Source organism: Salinivibrio sp. YCSC6 (genome assembly GCF_004916735.1).
In the GTDB taxonomy this organism is placed as follows: Bacteria; Pseudomonadota; Gammaproteobacteria; order Enterobacterales; family Vibrionaceae; genus Salinivibrio; species Salinivibrio proteolyticus.
Genome location: NZ_CP039516.1, coordinates 1,609,491 through 1,629,198 on the forward strand (window position 1 = coordinate 1,609,491; position 19,708 = coordinate 1,629,198).

Sequence of the window (19,708 nt, forward strand, 5' to 3'; positions counted from 1 at the left end):
TTATTAATCCAAGACCAGGCTGCCGTTATCATCAAATTGCCAACAATCGCCATAAGCCACTTCCCAAAGATAGTCATCCGGATCGGCAAAGTAGCCGCTGTAGCCTCCCCAAAAAACGTCTTGTGCAGGTTTAACAATCCGACCACCACAACGCTCTGCCAGCGCCAGTACCTCGTCGACCTCTTCTTTAGATCGCGTGTTATGCGCCAATGTGATACCACCAAACCCAGTCTCGTTAACGGTGAGTCCGGGTTTAATATCATCGGCTAACGCGTCAGCGGGATATAACGCTAATCGCGTACCTGCGGTACTAAAAAACACGATGCCTTCTTCAGGGTGATTGTGCGTGGGAAAGCCCAACTGGCGATAAAATTCATACGACCGTGATAAGTCAGCGACACCCAACGTGATAATGCTTATTCGTGCTTCCATACCGCTGCTCCTTCGCTTAATGAGTGGGGGCATTGAGCCGCTTTTCACCTAGCCATGAAAATGCGCGCAATAAATGAGGGACAGCCGCTTCTACAATTTCGCCATGTGCCATGACAAGACGCTGCGGTGCCCAATTAATCAAGGTACGAATATGTGTTGCTAATTCGTCTTTGTGAAACCAAAAGCTTAGTCGCCAATCGAGTGGTGTTTTACCATTGGGTGCTGTCACGCCTGCCCACTCGGCCATTTTGCGTTTAAAAGGTGAAAAAGCCTCAGGGCGAAAATTTTCAATCAAATCAGTGACAATCAGCGTTTGACTTTGTCGATGGAAAAACACGCATTCTGTCATCACTGGCGAGCCGGTAATCAAACATTGCGCAATCTCATCGTGCCAAGCTGGCTCCGACACGTCCTCAAAACAGTGGTCAAAACAAAGATCATCTCGTTTTTTCGCCACTTGTTGAGTACCCATTAGTTGTGCGTCAGGAAACGCCTCAACCCATTCGGATAAAAAGAGGTGATGCAATTGGTTAGGAGCGATTAAATAACGCACTCGCCCTAACGACGCTAGCTCAGTGCGTAATGCATCGGTAAGCTTTATCGGGCTGTGAATCCATAGGGAGTGATCGGCAAGCCTCACCACCACCATGCGCGTGGTATAGGGTAAGGTAAAGAAAGGGACCGCTTCACCATCAGCGATCCAAATTGACGTATCGAGTTGATACACAGCATCCTCCTCATGGCCGACTTTACACTGTAGCTTGTCAGCCATAAGGTAAGTGTGCGAGTAGTCACAGCCTTACAGTGTATCTAACTCAATATGTTGATTGATGTTTTTCAGTGTGACCCCTGCAGCAGTGAGGCGAGTTTGTATATCATTCAGAACGGCTTGGTAGTCATCACTCCGTTTAAAGCTGGCTAGCGTCTGCTGGTCTTTAAACATCAACCGCACGATTAAGCTTTGTGGAAAACGCTGATAATTCACCTCATGCGTCAGCCACTCGAACCCCTCGATATTTTCCATCGTGAGCTCACAAACCTCTGTCAGTGTCTCTCGAATCGCTTTGTCATACTTCTTGTCTGTTTTTCGCATGGTACTTCTCTTTTACTGCTCATTGCTCTTATGTTTGGGAGCCGTGCGGGTGTGATCGACAAATATCAGCCCTTCAGTGGCAAAACCTCGCTGTTTCGCCGCTGCAATAAACTGTTCCTTTACCGACTCCGAGACGGTTGGCGTGCGCGATAGCAGCCATAGGTAATCGTGGTCAGGCCCCGAGATAAAGGCATATTGGTAATCATCATCCAGCTCAAACACCACATACGACCCATAGAAAGGCCCAAAGAATGAAACTTTCAGGTACCCCGTTTTATCATTTTCAACGAAGTACGCCTTGCCTTCCGCTTCTTGCCATTTTACCTCTTCACGGCTGTAGCCACGATTAATCACTTTCACGCCACCGTCTTCACGCAACGAATAGGTCGCGGTCACATCCGACAATCCTCGTTCAAACGAGTGATCCAGTCGCGCCACTTCATACCAAGTGCCTAAATAGCGGCTAAGCTCAAAGTTTGTTACTGGCGTGACTTGTTTTGGCATGCCTAAACACCCGGTCAACATTAAGGACAACAACCCAATCATCCAGCCTCTTTTCATCATTATTCCCTCTTTAAATCCAACATGATAAGTCTTACTCCGCAACAGGTTTGATCGTTTACATACTTTGTCAATTTTTGGTCAACTCGCTGTTTTTCTGCTTGCCAAGGCAACAAACCGATGCTTATATAAGCGCTCTTTAGTCACAGAGGTAATCACAATCCATGGACAGCGACCGATGTCGTTTTATGCCCTCCCCCGCTTCCTTTAACGAGGAGGTAATCGTATGTTAACACTCTTTATGGAACCCCAAACCTGGGTGGTCTTTTTTACCCTTCTGACCCTTGAAGTGGTATTGGGTGTTGATAACTTAGTCTTTATTTCCGTATTGTGTGAGCGTCTCCCCAAAGAGAAACGCCGCTTCGCGCGTACCTTGGGTATTGGTCTCGCCGTGATGAGCCGGATTGGCTTGCTGCTCTCCATTGCATGGGTCATGTCATTGACTGCGCCACTGTTTACGATTGGTACGGAACCGGTTACCGGTAAAGACCTTATCATGCTGTTTGGTGGTGGCTTTTTGCTGCTAAAAAGTGCCAAAGAGCTGTGGGCATGGTTGGGTCATGGCGAGCCCGTGAGTCATTCGACACAAGTTCGCACCGGCATGGCAGTAATTTTGCTGCAAATCGTTGCGGTAGATGCGGTGTTCTCAATGGACTCAGTGATCACTGCGGTCGGTCTCACCCAAGATGTACCCGTGATGGTCGCCGCCATTATTACCGCCGCCATCATTATGATGATCGCGGCCGAACCCGTGAATAATCTGGTCAGCCGTTATCCTGGGTTTAAAACCTTGGCCTTGCTGTTCTTGGTGCTATTGGGCTTGCTGCTGATGGCCGAAGGTGCTGGTATTCATATCAACAAAGGCTACGTATACGTTGCGATGGCATTTGGTTTGATACTTGAGCTCTGCCACATTCGATTGCGTAACAAGCAGCGCTTGAACATCAAGCGTATTCGTCCGCACTTCTCGTTAAAAGTGTCACGTCGGATTGCTGACAGCCGTTAATTCTCAGGGGCCATCGCCACACTTTTGATGGCGGCGGCCCTATCTTTAAACTGGATTTTTCCCACACAGCATTGACCCAGCTGCGCATAATGCGCTTGGACACGCGCCACGAGCTGCTCAAGTGGCATGACTTGCCCGCTTGGCTGCCAGTGCTGCCCCCCATCTTGGCTCAGCCAGCATACGCCTTGGCTATCCACCAGCCGATCATCTTCTGTGATCACGTTTTCGCTCAACGCCTTAAGCGACGCCGGATCGGAGGCAAACGAGAGTTCGTCATCGCCATGCCAAATCAGGAGTGCCGGATAGTTAAGAAACGTATTCATCGCTTGGGCTTAAACATGGCCAGATTGAGTTCAACAGACGAGCCCATCCAACCGACATGGTCAGTGTGATCTATATAGTCATCGCCCGTCACGCCATGCAAAAACACGGTTAAATCGCCCCGATGCGCCTCAAGCCATGCCATCACCTCATCGAAGGCAACGTTGTCAAAAGCGATCTGAAAGCTCCACTTTGGGTGTGGGCCGACACATTTGCGATGAAAGCGGCCAAGATCGATCGGCAGTGACGATGCAGCGGCTGCTTGATAGATAATATCCGCCTGCGCTTCGGTGTCGGCCTCATAGTAAACATGGGCGTGGTAAGCCTGATGAACATTGGGAAAAGCGTGTAAAGAAGACATAAGCATCATTCGATTCAACAAGATGGAATTGAGAATAGTTTACGTGAAACCAAGGCAAAGAAATAGTGACCAAGGGTGTGGCTATTCACTCATGGCGCTAATCAACGCTGCCTAACTAAAGGATAATAAGAAAAAGCGGCCGAGGCCGCTTTAGTTTGGTAACAACCTTTACGATAATGCGCCGGTTAATTCAACACACCGTTTGAGTTATCAATACTATCCAAGCTGGCGTTTCCACCAAAATCAACCGCTTGACGGATCATTTCAGCGTGCACGGCTTGTTCTGCAAGCTCCGCCGTTTGCGGGAAGATAAAGGTGCTATGGCTAGCGTTATTACCGGCAAAATCAACAAAGTTCTGGCCATCTTGTGCAGCGGGTGAGCTGGCATTGATGGTTGGCAAACCAAGTTTCGCGGCTAATGGCTCAGAGCCGGCAAAATTATCCACAATGCCCGGAACCGTGTAAGCAACGTCGTTCGGGACCGTATCATCACCATCAACTTGCAGCATATAAATCGGCGTGGTGCTGCCAGTAATATAGCTTGCATTTGTATATGGATCGACGGTATCGAGCAAGGTTTGGGCTGCATAGCTAAATTGCTGAATCACACCCTGAACCTGAGCATTTGCACTTGCTGAACCGGCTACCTCGAAGGTCTTGTAGCAGATCACATTGTTTTCTGCGCTATTATCGAGCGTACAATTGTCGCCGGCAAAGGTCTGGTAAGCGGCACTGCCTTTAAAAGCAACACTGTGCTTAATCAAAGGACCAAACTCGTCCGATCCAAGAAGCAAATTAGCAATTTGCCCCCCAGAATTTGCGACGCTTAGCGCAGAGAATTTATAAAGTGCATTCAGTTCAGTGCTGTTCGCACGGTTAGACGCGGCAAACGCAGTGGTACCAACGATACCGCCCAGCGAATGGCCTAATAAACGTGGCGCCGAGCTCACGAAAGAGGTTATCGTCTCTAATGGCGTCCCCGCGAATCCACCCGCCGACTTGGTGCGGGTCAAAGCTGCGCGCACACCCATTAGATCCAGCACACTTTGGCGTACATTGTCACGCGCTACAGCTAGGTTATTGAGGTTCAGGTACGCTGTCACATCTACGTTGGCAGAGCGCTTCGCATCTAAGCTACGCTCGCCATGAAGCGGCAAATCAATCGCCATAATGGCTTGATTGGCATTAGCAAAGTTAGGCGCAAAGAAGTAAGCATTTTCTTTTGCCGAGGTAATCCCGTGCTGATAAACCGTGAGTTGGGTATCGCTATCAACCGTTGCTGGCGTAAACAGCAAGAAAGGTACCTCTTGTACCGATTTAATCTGCGGTACAGGGCTATAACGGGTAATAATGCGCTCAGGGTCTAATTGACTGCCATCAGCTTTGGTCAGCGTCACGCCGGCCAGCTTGAAAAGCTCGTTGACGATCTGTGATTTATCGTTACCCGTTAATACAGCAACGTCGACACCCGCGCCTGTCAACTGAGCGGTGATGGTCGCCTGCTGTGCAGGGTCTTGCAGCGCATTCAGTATCTTAACCAAGCTAGGGGTGGCCGACTCAAACGGCTGACTATTCCAATTACTATCCGTTTCCAGATAGTAAGGTAGCTTGATGGTACCTTTGCTCACATTAACATTGACGCCGCTAAACGTTGTCTTGAGTATCTCTTTAATATTATCGGCATCATCGGCATCATTGGGATCAAAGTACTTAGTAAACTGGGCCTCGGCGTCCAATGCTGTGTCATAGTCCTGAGTACTGGTAATGTCGATGGTGTAGGCATCCGATAAGTCGGCATTATTAGGGTTGGCGCCCGCTTTCCATATTGCAGCAAGGTTCCCTAGAGGCGGAGTCAAAGCTTTCGCCGTCGCTAGCTTGGTGTAGTTTAAGCTGTCACCTACCGATTGGGTTGAAAACCAGGTGGAGTAGACGATTTTGGTCGGATCAACACCTTCTGCGGCTGCTACCAATTTTTCGACTCCCTGAATCACCGCTTCTGGTGCTTCAAGTAGTGAGTCCTCATAAGTGACAGTCTGGGATTTTAATCCCGCATAGCTCGATGGCATGCCAATCGGATCGCCGTTTACGTCCTGAATATCATCGGTTAGAGCAATAATGTACTCACTGCTGGCGTTGAGATCCTTAACAGGCAACACTGTCAGTGTGTCACTGGCCGCATCGCTCAGTACTTGAAAGTCGGTGCCTTGTTGGAGCACAGCTTTAACGCTAGGTGTTCCCGTCATTGATTCGGTCAGTTCAATGAGATAAACCCCATTAGTCACAAGCCCTGAATTGAGGCCTGCGCCACGGAAGTTAAATACCAAAGGCATCGAGGTTGACCAACCATCCATGGTATTCATAGCAGCCTTTGGGTTGGTAAGCGCGTTGTCACCTTCCGTGGGTATTTTTAGCGTCCCATCTTCACTGTCCATCAGCAAAAAGGTAGGAACAGGCATAGTCGGTTTAGCATCCACCAAGGTGAAGTCGACCGAAGTGGGTCGATCAATGGCGGTTTGAATATAACTTTCAAATTGAGGTGTGTTGGTATCACTGGCATTTTCATCGCCACACCCAGCCAAGATGATCGCAGTTGCCAAGACTGACAATTTTAACTGTTTTTTAAGCATCATGATATCCCGGTTAGAACTGGTAATTAAGCTGAACCGAGCTGATGTAAGCGGTTCCGTTAGAATCAAACTCGAGGTTTTGTTTCAGCGCATTTTGTTCTGTGAATGAGCCGTCACGGCTACGCACGATGGCAAAGCCGGCATCAATACTGAGATCGTTATCGTATTGGTAGGTCAAACCTGTGGCATACCAATAACGGTCAGCGTCTGGGATACTCAGCGTCGCCTCACCGGCTTGTTCGTCATAGGCAAAGCCGAGGCGGCCTGTCCAGTGTTGATTAAACTGATACGTCGAGCCAATTGACCAACGGTCGTTATCTTTGTACGACTCGTCTTTAACAAAACACACCTTGTTGTCGGTACATTCATCGGAGGTGGCGCGCAGCTCGGTAAAGCTGCTCCAATTGGTGTGTTGATAGCTATAGTGGACGGCAAACGCGTCGGTCAGTTGGTGAAAGCCTGACACTTCCCAGTAAGACGGCAAAGATAGCTCGAGGCGTCCTTTAACCGACGCTGCGTTAGTAAACATACCGTTGTTGCCATCAAAGGTCCCATCTTCAAATGTGCCGTCATCAAAATCGAGATCCACCTTGGAGCGATAGCCAACACCAAAACGGTGATTTTCATTGATTTCATACAACGCTCCAAGATTCCAACCGTACCCAAAGGTTTCACCTTTTAGACTCAGCAATTTTTCGGATGGACTGGTCGGATCTAAAGGTCCCTTATGACGGGTCAATGTTGCTTTGGCATAGGTGAGGTTAACGCCCGCGCCAAGGCTTAGTTCAGGGGTGACTTGATACGCAATCGCCGGGTTTAAGTTGGTTGAGAGCAAATCGGTGTCGCCGGCCAAGTCGCCTGCTTGAATATCGTCAGGGTAATCCGTCGCGATACCATAGGTGGTGAATAGGCCAATCCCCCACGTCCATTTACCCTCTTGCGGGCTAACATAGAAGCCTGCAGGGACGACCTTCATCGGCGCCACATCTTTGGCATATTCATTGTTGGTGCGATCTTTTACATCGACATCGGGATCAATCAGGGTCAACGCACCGGATAATTGGGCGCGATCAAATCGCATCATGGCTGCGGGGTTACGTGCCAATACGGCGGCATTATCAGCCACCGCGGCGTCGCCTGCAAAAGCGCGCCCTAGCCCTGACGCTGATTGCTCGGATACTTGAAACCCAGCACCGTAGGCTTGGGTTGCTGCAAATACGCTGAGCGCAATGAGAGAATAGTGCTTCTTGTTCACTAGTCAGACCTCCGAGGTCTTGTTTTAATATTGAGTTACAGATGTTAATTATTGGTAAACACCATGTCAAATCAGTCGATTACAACAAGATGTTAAAGAGTGCGGATTATAGAGGGCCGATATGTGAGATAAAGGAGAACTTAATTGGTAAGACCAGTTAAGCGGAAAAAGCGGCTATTTTGCAGGCAAAATAGCGAAAATCCGCAGTTATTGTCGGTATTTTTGTCAAAGCGTTAGGCGTACACTGTCACGGTAAATTATGCTTTTTTGCTATGACTTAACAAGGAGTCACCATGATTGAGCAAGGACAACCCTTACCCACTTCCACACTCAGCGAACTCACCGCTGAAGGAATGCAAACCCACAATATTCCTGACCTTTTCGCCAACAAGAAGGTTGTACTGTTCGCGGTGCCGGGTGCCTTTACCCCAACCTGTTCAGAGTCGCACTTACCGGGTTTTGTGGTGAAGGCGGATGAGATTAAAGCAAAAGGCGTCGATATGATTGCATGCGTTTCCGTCAACGATGCCTTTGTGATGCAGGCGTGGGGCGAAGCACAAAACGCCAATCAGATTCATATGCTGGCCGACGGTGATGGCAGCTTTACCCAAGCGCTAGGCCTAGAAATGGACTCAGGGAAGTTTGGGGGTATTCGCTCGCAGCGCTATGCGATGGTGATTGACAATGGCATCGTCACGCATTTGAACCTTGAAGCGCCAAAAAGCTTTGACGTCTCCAGTGCCGAGGCGATCCTCGCCCTGCTATAGCGGTGAGTTAGCGGTGGCGTTTTCTCGCCACCGCTTGATGATTTACACTGACTTTTCAGTGACTTTACGACGAAGCACATACTTTTGTACTTTGCCCGTCGATGTTTTCGGGAGCGCAGTAAAGATCACCTTTTTCGGCGCCTTGAAGTGCGCCATCTGCTCTCGGCAAAAAGCAATAATATCAGCTTCGGTGACGACGGATGCTTCGGTCGTTTTAACAAACGCACAGGGGACCTCACCCCATTTTTCATCGGGCATCGCAATCACCGCCACTTCTTCAATATCAGGGTGACGGTACAGGACATCTTCTACTTCGATACTGGAAATGTTCTCCCCGCCACTAATGATAATGTCTTTGAGTCTGTCCTTGATCTCGATGTAATTATCGGCATGCCATACCGCTAAGTCGCCAGTGCGAAACCAGCCGTTACTCATGGCGTCTTCCGTCGCGCTTGGATTCTTTAGGTAGCCTTTCATCACAATATTACCGCGAACAAAAATCTCACCCAGCGTGCCACCATTTTTTGCCACTGGTTTAAACGTCACCGGATCGGCAACCATCAGTCCACCTTGCATTGGGGCCCGTACACCTTGGCGTGCTTTCATGCGTGCTTTTTCTTGTTGCGAGAGTTGATCCCAGTGGTGTTGCCAGTCACACACCACACAAGGGCCGTAAGTTTCAGTGAGGCCATAAACGTGGGTCACTTCAACTCCCATCGCTTCCATCCCTTCAATCACAGAAGCTGGTGGTGCCGCCCCTGCGGTCATCGCTTTAACCGTATGATGAATCTCAGCTTTTAGCGCCGGATCTGCGTTATTCATCATGTTCAGCACAATCGGCGCACCACAAAAATGAGTCACTTTGTGAGTTTTTATCGCATCAAAGATAGGCTCTACTCTGACATGCCGTAGACTGACACTCACCCCCGCCGTTGCGGCCACCGTCCATGGAAAACACCAACCATTACAGTGGAACATGGGTAGCGTCCAAAGATAAACAGGATGCGCATCCATATTCCAAGACAACACATTACTCACCGCGTTCAGATGGGCGCCGCGATGGTGATACACCACCCCTTTGGGATTGCCGGTTGTGCCTGAGGTGTAATTAAGTGAAATGGCCTGCCATTCATCGTCTGGCAATGCGTACTGATAATCACCATCGCCTTGAGCTAAAAAGGTTTCGTACGTAGTCTCACTGATACATTCGCCATGTGGATAGAGCGGATCATCAATCGCAATCACCAGTGGACGGTGTTTGATCATTTTTAACGCCCGTTTTGCGACGGCTGTCATCTCTTTGTCGACGATAAAGACTTTGCTTTCTGCATGTTCAAGGATAAACGCGACGGTTTCCGCTTCCAGCCGGGTATTAATGGTATTGAGTACGCCACCTGTCATCGGCACGCTAAAATGCAACTCAAACACTTCGGGCAGATTGGGGGCCATCACCGATACCGTATCACCTAGCCCGATGCCGGCTTGACGTAATGCCGAAGCAAATTGACGGCATCGCTGATCCACTTGCTGCCAACTCCAGCATAGATGACCATGAACGCTAGCCGGATAATCTGGATAGACGCTAGCAGCTCGCTCGAGGAAAGAAAGTGGACTCAATGTTTGATAGTTGGCTGGACTTTTGTCCAAGCCAAGTTCATAGATGTTACTGGCTGACATAACGCACTCCTTGCTGACTTTGTCTAGATAACTAGATCAACCTAGCATGTCATCAAGCTTGCGCTATTCAACTTAAGTCGATATGGCGGCGATAACGCAAAAAGGCCCAGCAATGCTGAGCCTCGGTAATTAATGATGCGCGAAGTTAGAAGTGTAATGACGCGCCGAGGACGACTTTGCGCTCTTCGCCCAACGTGGTTTTATTTTGTACACCACCAGCGAGATAGCTTTCGTTGAAGAGGTTTTCAACATTCACACTCAGTTTCAAATCCGTTTGTTCACCGGCTTTGATGGTATGGCCCACACCTGCATTCACGGTGGTATAACCTGGCTTATGATAGGTATTTTTCATATCGCCATAACGATCACCGACATAACGCGCACCTACGTTCACATAGGTTTGGTTATCGATATCATAGCGAGACCAAATGCTGGCGCCCCACTCTGGCGTATCGGCAGGCTGTTTGCCATCGTTCGCAGGATTGAACGGGTCTTCGATGCGTGCATCTAAATACGTCGCTGAGCTATGCACTGACCAACTGTCAGTCACTTGACCGGCAAGGCTGACCTCAACCCCTTTATGCGTTTGTTTACCTAATTGTGTGGTGCGTGAAGTGAGACTGCCTTGTCCGGTGATTGCCTCTTTGACCACTTTATTTTCTTGTTCAATTTGGAACAAGGCGGCACTGAATAACGCTTGGTCGTTCAATAACGATTGTTTATAGCCAAACTCGTAAAGCTTACCCTTCACCGGCTTTAGCGCCATGCCGTCATTAATATCGGTATCACTATCAACCGGATTTTTTGGCTCAAAGCTCTCGGAATAGGTCACGTACAGGGTTTGTTCCGGTGACGGATGATACATTACCGCGGCTTTAGGCAACACGTTATAATACGTATCCGTCTCGTTATCCTCGCGATCGTAGCGAAGCCCTGCAAGCAGCTGCCATTGTGGATTCAATGTCATTAAGTCTTGCGCATAAAAGCCAATGGAATCAGTAGGCTCAGGGTCACGCGGAGTTGCTGTGCCATAATGAATATCCGGCTCCGGATACGCACCACCAATCACGGCGGTTTGGTTTTTCTTCATTACACGCTGACCGACATAGTCATTACGCAGCGCATTGGCGCCAATCAGCACCTGGTGGTCGATATTCCCGAACTGAAATGCACCGGTCACATCAAGATAAGCCGTATCCAGTACCCAATTGTCGTGACGGTCCATGGCAAAGTATTTGAACGATTGGGTATTCGCGTCGTATGTTTCGCGCTGTCCGAATCCTTCATGGTAATGACGTTTATAGTCTTGGCGATTGTAGCCTGATTTGACTTTCCAATCCGGCGTTAATTGGCTGACAATATCGACTCCGTAGTTCTCGACATCAATGTCCATGAACGACCAAGGCGCTTCCCAGATAAATTGGCTACCCAGTTGCGGTTTACCATTGATGATGTTGGCGCCGTTATCGCTATTACTGTCATCAATCACACGATCATAATGAAGAGAAAGCTGGGTATCGGGCGTGATGTCGTAATCTAGCATCAAGCCTGCAATTTGGCGGTCGAGCTCAGGTTCACTGCCATCTAAATAGCGACGTGATGATCCCTCGCTTTGTTTCGATAGCACCATCCGGCCACGTAAGGTGCCGCTCTCGTTGAGAGAACCCGACGCATCAGCGACGGTGTGTTGATAATCGTTAGTACCGACTTTCTGGCTGATTGACGCTTGGAACGCAGCTGTTGGTCGTTTGGTGACCATATTCACCAGACCGCCCGGTGCGGACTTGCCATAGAGCAAACCTGCTGGCCCTTTTAACACCTCAACACGTTCCATCAGCTCAACAGGATGTCGATAATAAGACCATTGCTGCTGGCCATTACGCAAGTAGCCTGTTCCGGTATCAAGTTCAAAACCACGTAGCATGAAAATCTCACGATTGCGGTCCGTACCACCAACACCAATGCTGGCGTCATTCACCAATACATCCCCTAATGTCGTGGCGTTTTGCTCTTGAATCAGCGTTTGATCCATCACAGCCACTTGGCCCGCTGTTTCTAGTTGGCTGACCTCCATTCGCATCGCCGTTTCATTGCTATTAGCCTTAAAACGTGCCTGATGGCCTTCAACCACATAGACTTCATCAACGGGTTCTGTCAGGTTGGTTGCGGCTGTACTGTTAAGGGGTGACAGCGCGACAGCCACAAAAACGGCAAGGGGGTGTTTCTTCAACATGAGACTTCCTGTAGCTAACGATTATTTGAACGCATTGGAACATAAACGATAACCAGTCTCATTTCTATTTGTTTTCACCCATACGCAACTGTTTGCGCTTTTTTTCGTCAGTATTGTATAAGTTATGTTACAAAGCTTTGAGGTTTCATCAACTTACTGATGATCTACCGTTTGATACCTTCGGCCTATACCTTGTAGCCAGCGAGCGAGATCTTGCGTGGCTATGACCCAAGTTTGATCATGACAAAAAGGCTGGCATTCCACCGCTTGGACTTGCCATATCGCATTCGCGATCACCAAACTAACGCGATGCTCAGGATCGTTCATCACATCAAATACCGATACGGCACCAGATTGCGCCTGCAAATAGGTGTCGAGTTGCTGCGATGAGGCAAACGATAAGCGAGACGTCCCCAAGGCTTCACTCAATCCGGCTAAATTAACGGTGGCTTTGCCCGGTAACACCACCAAGAAAAACTGTTTACCCTTTCTGTCTTTCAACAGTAAGTTCTTGGTCGGGTTTGCATCAGTATGCAAACCGAGCGCGTCTGCTTGTTCACACGTATAGACAGGCTGATGGCGGTATATTTTTACTGAAATACCGTGCGCTTTGAGGCTTTGAAGCAGCGCAGTCTGTTGACCTGAAAGTGGTGGCGTCCCTGTCATGCTGTTCCTTATTAGTTAGCTTATTCGTCTTCATCCGAGCCAAGGGCACAGACTGTTAGGTTTATAGTACGCCCAGCAAGCCCATATTCACTATTAGGATTTCTTATGTGACTTAAGAATAATTAAATACACTTATTTGGAATAAAAATGTAACTTTATCGCAACGTTAATCACAAGGAGAGAAACATGGTACTCAAGGTGAGTTTTCACTCGGGTCGTCAAGTGACCTATCATCGATATGCTAAAAAGCTACACACTCACTTAGCAACGACCAAGCTGCCCACACGCTGGGCCAAGCGCCCTCTACCCTCTGTGCGTAGCACACGATAACGCATTACTCTGACGTTGGTTACGGCTGGGGCTGCGAGGTAACTGACTGAAAATACTGAGCACGGAGTGCTTGTAACTCACCACGTTGAGCCGCACTGTCCAAATACGCGTCAATCTGCGCCACTAAGTCATTCGCTTGTGGCGCATATCGGCTCACTTGAGCATGAAATGCTTTCGGGTTGGGCAGCGAAATATGAGCGAGATCGCGTGAAAACTGATAGAGCCCGAGCCGTATTCCCCCTAAAACGGGCTCGATTTCACTGGCAAGAAAGCGACAACGACCCGCCTCTAACATTCGCAAGGCTTGCTGCAAAGTATTGGCTTCAAACCTCGGTCGGGGGTTGTCGCCAAATGCGGCATAGTTATAGCCGTTCACACCACAAACCGATTGTGTCGCCGATAAATTCGGTTGTGCTTGTGTGTCAGGTGCGCCCACGTACAGATAACCCAAGGATATCGAATAGAGTGGCTGCGTAAAGCGACTATATTGCGCTCGCTCGGGTTTGTAACTTGCATCCCAAGTAAGATCACAACGGCCGGATTCGCGCGCCAGTTCATGTTGCACGCGTGCCCAAGGCATAAAGACCAGCTGATAGGCAATGTCGTTACGCTCTAATGCGGTGAGCACCAAATCTGTCGCATAACCTGTCAAGGTGTCCGCTTTCTGCTGGCGCGTTTCTCCCTGCCAATAGGTGTATGGCGGCCAAGGACTACCGTCACCCACACAAACCTTAAGTGGCTGTGAGGTCGATGGCGCGGCCCATAGTTGAAAGGAGAAAAGAGTTAGCCAAATCGCAATACACGCTTGTGTCCAATGGGTCATCCAACCACTCACTATGTTGACTCGCTACGCTGTCTATAAGACTAGCATGCCATCTCTATCGACATGCTCAGGCGCTTTGCTCATTATTCGGACGTTGCGGTTAACGACAACGAAAGCGTGAGAACCGCATCTCGGCTGCGCCCTGTCTCCACAAACCCCAGCGCTTGATATAATGAAACGGCTGGATTTTCTGCAAAAACACGCAAGGCTAAATGCGCATAGCCAGACGTTTGAGCATAAGCGATCGCCCAAGCGATTGCCTCGCGGCCGATCCCTTGCCGCTGTTTACTCGGCTCTATCTGTAAATCGCGGATAAAAAGCGTTTCACCCTCTGCCTTCAAGCGAATCACACCACAACGCTTTCGCTCATGGCGAATTTCATAATTATCGAAAACTCGCCAACTTTCCATAAACCGCTGAGGGTTCCAAGCGATTTTCCTCGCTTCATAATACGGGGCCATGTTCTCTTGGGTCAGCTTTTGACTGTAATTAGCATCCGTGGTCGGACCAATCGCAACATCCATGTCGTTCTCCTCTCATTCACGCTTTGCTAAACGTGCCTTGACGGCACTTACACCTTGCCAATCTTCTAACTCTTGTTCGGGGTGATCGGCTCTAAATTGCTGATACAGCGCAATGCCCTGGGGATCTTCCAGCACATCAACCGTCACCCCTTTCGCTTGCAGCATCGTCTCGTTACCGCTCGCACTAGTGATATCTCCTACCACCACGCGAGAGAAACCGCGCATGGTGATCAGTGCCGCGCACACATCGCATGGGCTTAAACTGGTAAACAAGGTTGTTTGGCTAAAATCAATTCGCCCAGCATCGCGTATTGCCGCCGTTTCGCCGTGATTGTAGGGGTGATTTTCTTGTACCAAGGTATTGTGCCCTTTACCGACGATTTGACGTGTCTCATTGTCAACAATCACCGCACCGATGGGGCACCCTCCTTCATCAGCGCTTTTTTGGGCCAACAACACCGCGATGCGCATCAAATCCGCATCGGTCAATTTTTGGCTAAAGCTGTTATCCACCAGCACTGGCAAACTGCGCGTTGGCATATGCGCCACGGCACGCAGCGCCGCTTCCGTTACCGTGCTATTTGCATTGAGTAGCATCGACGTTCTCCTTATTCGGCTTCGCTGATGACACTGACCTGAGCTAATCCACAAGATCATCAATTTACCACCAATGAATGAACCAAACAGTGATAAGGTTTGTATTGGTCAGTTCGATATTTGTTATTGGTTAAATCAACCTTTTGCGCCTTCGTCTGTACTAAAAAGCCAAGGGTGGTGACAGCAATTCTGTTCAGGGATTTTTATGATAAAACGTTTGATTATTATGTTAGTCGCATGTGGGCTCGTTTTTGGGGGAATTTTTGCTTACAAAGCAGTAGGCAATCATTTTATGAACCAATTCTTTGACAACATGCCTGCCCCTACGGTCACCGTGACGGCCACGACAGTCTCAACCCACCCTTGGCGTGAACAACAAACCACCATTGGTAGTTTTGCGGCCATTAATGACACCCAGCTAACCACCGAGGCAAGCGGCATCGTCAACAATATCTTGTTCGACAATGCGACATCGGTGAAAAAGGGACAATTACTGGTCACCTTGGATGCCAGTGTTGATGAAGCAGAGCTTCGTCGGCTCGAGTCCGTCGCAGAGCTTGCTCAACTTGAGTTGAGACGCTATCAACGGCTGTTTAAAGACAAAAATGTCTCTGAATCTGAGCTAAAGCGCAAAGAAAGTGAAGCCAAGCAAGCGATCGCCGCCGTCGACAGCCAAAAAGCGCGCATCGAGCAAAAGGCGTTAACCGCGCCTTTCGACGGCATTATTGGGATCCGAGAAGTCAGTCTTGGCCAACTCATTGCGCCAGGGACAGCCGTTGCGACACTCACGTCAGTGACTCCCATCTACCTCAACTTTACCTTACCCGAGCAGCAGCTCAGCACGCTGAGAAATGGCCAAACCGTTTCTGCCACGATTAGCGCACAGCCCGACAAGGTCTTTACCGGCACAGTGACTGCGATTTCGCCGGTTGTGACGCCCTCAAGTCGTAGTGTCGACATTCAAGCCACCTTTGACAACCCAGATGCCATTTTACGGTCAGGCATGTTCGCACGCGTGAGTCTTGATCAAGGTGAAGAAGCTCAAAATGTCTTGCTGGCACCACAAAGCGCGATTCAATTTAATCCGTATGGCAACGCAGTCTTCGTGATCCAAGAGCAAGACGATGCATTGACGGTCCAACAGCGCTTTGTGCAAACAGGCGCGCGACGCGGTGACATGATTGTGATTAAAGACGGCCTTCAACCCGGTGACCGTATCGTTACCTCCGGCCTCCTCAAGCTCCGTAACGGCAGCAACATCAAGATCAGTGACAATGAGCGTGTTCAGCCGAGCGAAGATCTTGATCCCAACGTTGTGAATCAATAGGAGCGATTCGATGCGATTTACCGACGTCTTTATCAAGAAACCCGTCTTGGCCTCCGTGGTGAGCTTATTCATTATCTTGCTCGGCTTACGCGCTATCACGGACATGAATGTGCGCCAATTCCCCGAGATCAAAAATGCAGTGGTGAGTGTCTCTACCACTTATATCGGTGCAGATGCTGATTTGATTCAAGGGTTTATCACCACGCCGCTAGAGCGTGAAATTGCTGCCTCCGAAGGGATTGATTACTTAGTCTCGACTTCAACCGCCGGCGTGAGCACCATTGAGGCCTACTTGCGTCTCGATTACGATCCGAATGAAGCACTCACGCAAATTGCCGCACAGGTGAATAAGGTGCGCTCTGAGCTACCAGATGATGCCCGTGAGCCCGTCGTTACCCTGCAGGTGGGGGAAACCGTCGCGGCAATGTACCTCGCCTTCTACTCTGACGTCCTCACTGACAATCAAATTACCGATTACTTGGTCCGGGTGGTCGAGCCACAGCTGTCGACGATTCCGGGTGTGCAGCGTGCTGATGTGTTGGGTGCCAGTAGCTTTGCGATGCGGATCTGGCTCGACTCGGTCAAAATGGCCGCTTACGATCTCACCGGTACGGATGTGATTGCCGCCCTGCGCAGCAATAATGTGCTTGCTACGCTGGGGCGCACCAAAGGCCAAGACGTGGCGATTGATTTGAACGCTGCCACCGACATTCATGACGTTAAGCAATTTGAAGATTTGGTCATCAGCAGTGATGGCCAATCTGTTGTGCGTTTGAGTGATGTGGCAACCGTTGAGCTCGGCGCCGAAAGTTACCAAACATCGGTGAACTTTAATGGGCTTGATGCCACCTTTATCGGCATCGAAGTCTCGCCAGATGCCAACGCGCTGGATGTGATTGAGGCGGTGAATCAGGTGTGGGATGCCGACATTACCACCCAATTGCCTCAAGGGTTATCGGCCTATATCGCCTATGACTCAACCGAGTATATTGATAACGCCATTGATGAAGTGGTGATATCGATTATTCTCGCCCTAGCCATCGTGGTGTTTGTGATTTATGGCTTTTTGGGGTCGTTACGCTCGGTGGTTATTCCTGCGGTCGCGATCCCCGTATCGCTCATCGGCACCTTCTTTTTGATGTGGCTGTTAGGGTTTTCCATCAACCTACTGACACTGCTTGCCATGGTGCTTGCAATTGGTGTGGTGGTCGATGATGCGATTATCATGCTTGAAAACGTGCACCGCCATATCGAAGAAGGCAAAAGCCGAACACAAGCTGCGCTTGAGGGCGCGCGCGAACTGGCGTGGCCGATTATCACCATGTCGACCACCTTGGTCGCGGTATTCCTGCCCATCGGCTTTGTTGGTGGCTTAACCGGGGTACTGTTTGTTGAATTTGCCTTTACCCTCGCCGCGTCGGTGATCTTATCCGGTGTGGTGGCGCTTACGCTCTCGCCCATGATGTGTGCCTATGTGCTCAAGCCCTATCAGGCGGACAAAGCGACCCAAGAGCGCTCCCTTGAGCACTGGCTGGATAAGCAGTTTGACCGATTACATCATCGCTACCAACGCACACTCCATAGCTTGTTGAATACCAATGCGGTGATCCTCACGTTCGGCGCGATTGTTTTAGTGTCTTGCTATTTCTTGTTTATCACCAGTCCTTCTGAGCTTGAGCCCGCTGAAGACCAAGGGTTTGTGTTCTCCATACTCGAAGCCGACAGCCAAACCACGCTGGATGCGTTGTCTGCCAGTACTGACGAATTAAACCGACTGATTGACGATGTACCAGAAATCGACAACGTCTTTATTATCAATGGTTCTGGCGGCACCAATAACGCAATCGCGGGTATTGTACTTGCGCCATGGGATGAGCGAGAGCGCAGTACCCAAGCCATCTTGGAAAACGAAATCCAACCCTTTATGGACAGCCAACCGAGCTTAAGTAGCTTTGCCTTGGTGCCCCCTTCACTGCCGTCTCCGGGCGGCGGCACGCCGGTTGAATTTATTATCGGTTCAACACAACCCTTTGAAGCAATAAATGAAGTGGCGAACAATATCGTGGGCAAAGCGATGCAAACGGGGCGGTTTATCTTTGTCGATACCGATCTGAGCATTGACCGCCCCAAACAAACGGTCAACATCGACCGTGAAAAGGCCGCTTTGATGGGCGTGAGTATGCAACAGCTTGCCGCGGATATGGGTTCACTGTTATCCGGGGCGGATGCGGGACGCTTTTCACTGGAAAACCGCTCTTATCGAGTGATCCCCCAAGTGGCGCGTAATGAACGTCTCACGCCGGAACAATTGCGCCAGTTTTATACCCGCAACCAAAACGGTGAATTGGTTCAGCTGTCAACGTTAGTGACCTTAAAGGAAAGTGTGCAGCCCCAAGCATTGCGCGGTTTTCAGCAGCTGAATGCGGTGAAAATTTCCGGTGTGCCCCGCCCTGGCGTGCCTTTGGGGGAAGCGCTGGGTGTACTCGAAGAGATTGCGGCGACAGAATTGCCAGCAGGCTTTAGTGTCGATTATGCCGGACAGTCACGCCAATTTATGAGCGAGGGCCAGCAACTGGTCGTGACCTTCTTCTTTGCTTTGATTGTGATTTTCTTGATCTTAGCGGCGCAGTTTGAGTCGTTTAAAAACGCGATCATTATTTTGGCCACCGTACCAATGAGTGTCTGTGGCGCGCTGATATTTATCAGCCTCGGGTTTACCACCTTGAACATATACACCCAAGTCGGCTTGCTCACCCTCGTCGGCCTGATTGCTAAACACGGGATACTGATCGTCGAGTTCGCCAATCAGCTCCAGCAAGAAGGACGAACCAAACGTGAGGCGATTGAAGAAGCGACCGCCATCCGTTTACGCCCTATATTGATGACCACGGCAGCGACGGTGCTCGCCATGATCCCGCTCTTGATTGCCTCAGGCGCCGGCGCAGGCGCCCGTTTTGCGATGGGATTAGTGATTGCCAGTGGGATGACATTGGGTACCTTGTTCACCCTGTTCGTGGTGCCTGCCATGTATCTGTTCTTAGCCAAAACCATCACACCGGCATCCACCGAGTTGTCGCCAGCGCACACGCATCATGGTGATTAATCGTA

The 19,708-nt window shown here is 49.7% G+C and carries 18 protein-coding genes; 4 read left to right on the top strand and 14 right to left on the bottom strand.

Annotated elements, in window-relative coordinates; translation table 11 throughout:
* Nucleotides 1-3 precede the first annotated feature (3 nt).
* Genes E8E00_RS07335 through E8E00_RS07350 form a run of 4 tightly spaced genes read right to left on the bottom strand, consistent with a single transcriptional unit; the run spans nt 4 to nt 2,086 of the window.
* The gene (locus tag E8E00_RS07335; protein ID WP_069587571.1) at nt 4-432 is read right to left on the bottom strand and encodes a VOC family protein; all 429 of its coding nucleotides are present in this window, start codon (nt 430-432) and stop codon (nt 4-6) included.
* Between the two features lie 16 nt (nt 433-448).
* Nucleotides 449-1,204 carry a DUF4336 domain-containing protein gene (locus tag E8E00_RS07340; protein WP_205907356.1) on the bottom strand — a complete coding sequence of 252 codons (756 nt, stop codon included), beginning with the start codon at nt 1,202-1,204 and terminating at the stop codon, nt 449-451.
* A 27-nt stretch (nt 1,205-1,231) separates the two neighbouring features.
* Nucleotides 1,232-1,525 carry a Fis family transcriptional regulator gene (locus E8E00_RS07345; RefSeq protein ID WP_096628188.1) on the bottom strand — a complete coding sequence of 98 codons (294 nt, stop codon included), beginning with the start codon at nt 1,523-1,525 and terminating at the stop codon, nt 1,232-1,234.
* A gap of 12 nt (nt 1,526-1,537) precedes the next feature.
* The gene (locus E8E00_RS07350) at nt 1,538-2,086 is read right to left on the bottom strand and encodes a lipocalin family protein (protein ID WP_096631373.1); all 549 of its coding nucleotides are present in this window, start codon (nt 2,084-2,086) and stop codon (nt 1,538-1,540) included.
* A 226-nt stretch (nt 2,087-2,312) separates the two neighbouring features.
* On the opposite strand from E8E00_RS07350, the gene E8E00_RS07355 reads away from it, so the two are divergent.
* Nucleotides 2,313-3,092: a TerC family protein gene (locus E8E00_RS07355; RefSeq protein WP_096628185.1), complete on the top strand. Its 780-nt coding sequence runs from the start codon at nt 2,313-2,315 to the stop codon at nt 3,090-3,092.
* On the opposite strand, the gene E8E00_RS07360 is transcribed toward E8E00_RS07355, so the two are convergent.
* From E8E00_RS07360 to E8E00_RS07375, 4 genes are all read right to left on the bottom strand, one after another.
* A complete protein-coding gene (locus tag E8E00_RS07360) occupies nt 3,089-3,415 on the bottom strand; it encodes a DUF4144 family protein (RefSeq protein ID WP_096628183.1) in 327 nt (108 codons plus the stop codon). The genes E8E00_RS07355 and E8E00_RS07360 overlap by 4 nt on opposite strands.
* Complete coding sequence (locus E8E00_RS07365; RefSeq protein WP_096628180.1) at nt 3,412-3,774, bottom strand: DOPA 4,5-dioxygenase family protein; 363 nt, start codon at nt 3,772-3,774, stop codon at nt 3,412-3,414. The genes E8E00_RS07360 and E8E00_RS07365 overlap by 4 nt, the downstream gene beginning before the upstream one ends.
* 185 nt (nt 3,775-3,959) lie before the next feature.
* Nucleotides 3,960-6,401 (bottom strand): VolA/Pla-1 family phospholipase, encoded by a 2,442-nt coding sequence (locus E8E00_RS07370; RefSeq protein ID WP_096628177.1) that lies wholly within the window; start codon nt 6,399-6,401, stop codon nt 3,960-3,962.
* A 13-nt stretch (nt 6,402-6,414) separates the two neighbouring features.
* The gene (locus E8E00_RS07375) at nt 6,415-7,656 is read right to left on the bottom strand and encodes an outer membrane protein transport protein (RefSeq protein WP_096628175.1); all 1,242 of its coding nucleotides are present in this window, start codon (nt 7,654-7,656) and stop codon (nt 6,415-6,417) included.
* Nucleotides 7,657-7,949: 293 nt separating this feature from the next.
* On the opposite strand from E8E00_RS07375, the gene E8E00_RS07380 reads away from it, so the two are divergent.
* The gene (locus E8E00_RS07380; RefSeq protein WP_096628173.1) at nt 7,950-8,423 is read left to right on the top strand and encodes a peroxiredoxin; all 474 of its coding nucleotides are present in this window, start codon (nt 7,950-7,952) and stop codon (nt 8,421-8,423) included.
* Nucleotides 8,424-8,465: 42 nt separating this feature from the next.
* Here E8E00_RS07380 and E8E00_RS07385 read toward each other — a convergent pair whose 3' ends face one another.
* The 6 genes from E8E00_RS07385 to E8E00_RS07410 form a co-directional block, all read right to left on the bottom strand.
* Entirely contained in the window at nt 8,466-10,100 is a 1,635-nt protein-coding gene (locus E8E00_RS07385) for an acyl-CoA synthetase (protein WP_096628170.1), read from the bottom strand.
* Between the two features lie 145 nt (nt 10,101-10,245).
* Entirely contained in the window at nt 10,246-12,333 is a 2,088-nt protein-coding gene (locus E8E00_RS07390; protein WP_096628167.1) for a TonB-dependent siderophore receptor, read from the bottom strand.
* Between the two features lie 153 nt (nt 12,334-12,486).
* Nucleotides 12,487-12,999: a prolyl-tRNA synthetase associated domain-containing protein gene (locus tag E8E00_RS07395; RefSeq protein WP_096628164.1), complete on the bottom strand. Its 513-nt coding sequence runs from the start codon at nt 12,997-12,999 to the stop codon at nt 12,487-12,489.
* Nucleotides 13,000-13,348: 349 nt separating this feature from the next.
* Entirely contained in the window at nt 13,349-14,152 is an 804-nt protein-coding gene (locus tag E8E00_RS07400) for an ABC transporter substrate-binding protein (protein ID WP_096628162.1), read from the bottom strand.
* Between the two features lie 83 nt (nt 14,153-14,235).
* Nucleotides 14,236-14,676: an N-acetyltransferase gene (locus E8E00_RS07405; RefSeq protein ID WP_096628160.1), complete on the bottom strand. Its 441-nt coding sequence runs from the start codon at nt 14,674-14,676 to the stop codon at nt 14,236-14,238.
* A 12-nt stretch (nt 14,677-14,688) separates the two neighbouring features.
* Entirely contained in the window at nt 14,689-15,273 is a 585-nt protein-coding gene (locus E8E00_RS07410) for a nucleoside deaminase (protein WP_168174031.1), read from the bottom strand.
* Between the two features lie 292 nt (nt 15,274-15,565).
* Between E8E00_RS07410 and E8E00_RS07415 the strand changes: the two genes are divergently transcribed.
* Together E8E00_RS07415 and E8E00_RS07420 are read left to right on the top strand one after the other, a co-directional pair.
* Complete coding sequence (locus E8E00_RS07415) at nt 15,566-16,600, top strand: efflux RND transporter periplasmic adaptor subunit (protein ID WP_240531878.1); 1,035 nt, start codon at nt 15,566-15,568, stop codon at nt 16,598-16,600.
* 10 nt (nt 16,601-16,610) lie between these two features.
* Entirely contained in the window at nt 16,611-19,703 is a 3,093-nt protein-coding gene (locus tag E8E00_RS07420) for an efflux RND transporter permease subunit (protein WP_096628155.1), read from the top strand.
* Nucleotides 19,704-19,708: the final 5 nt, after the last annotated feature.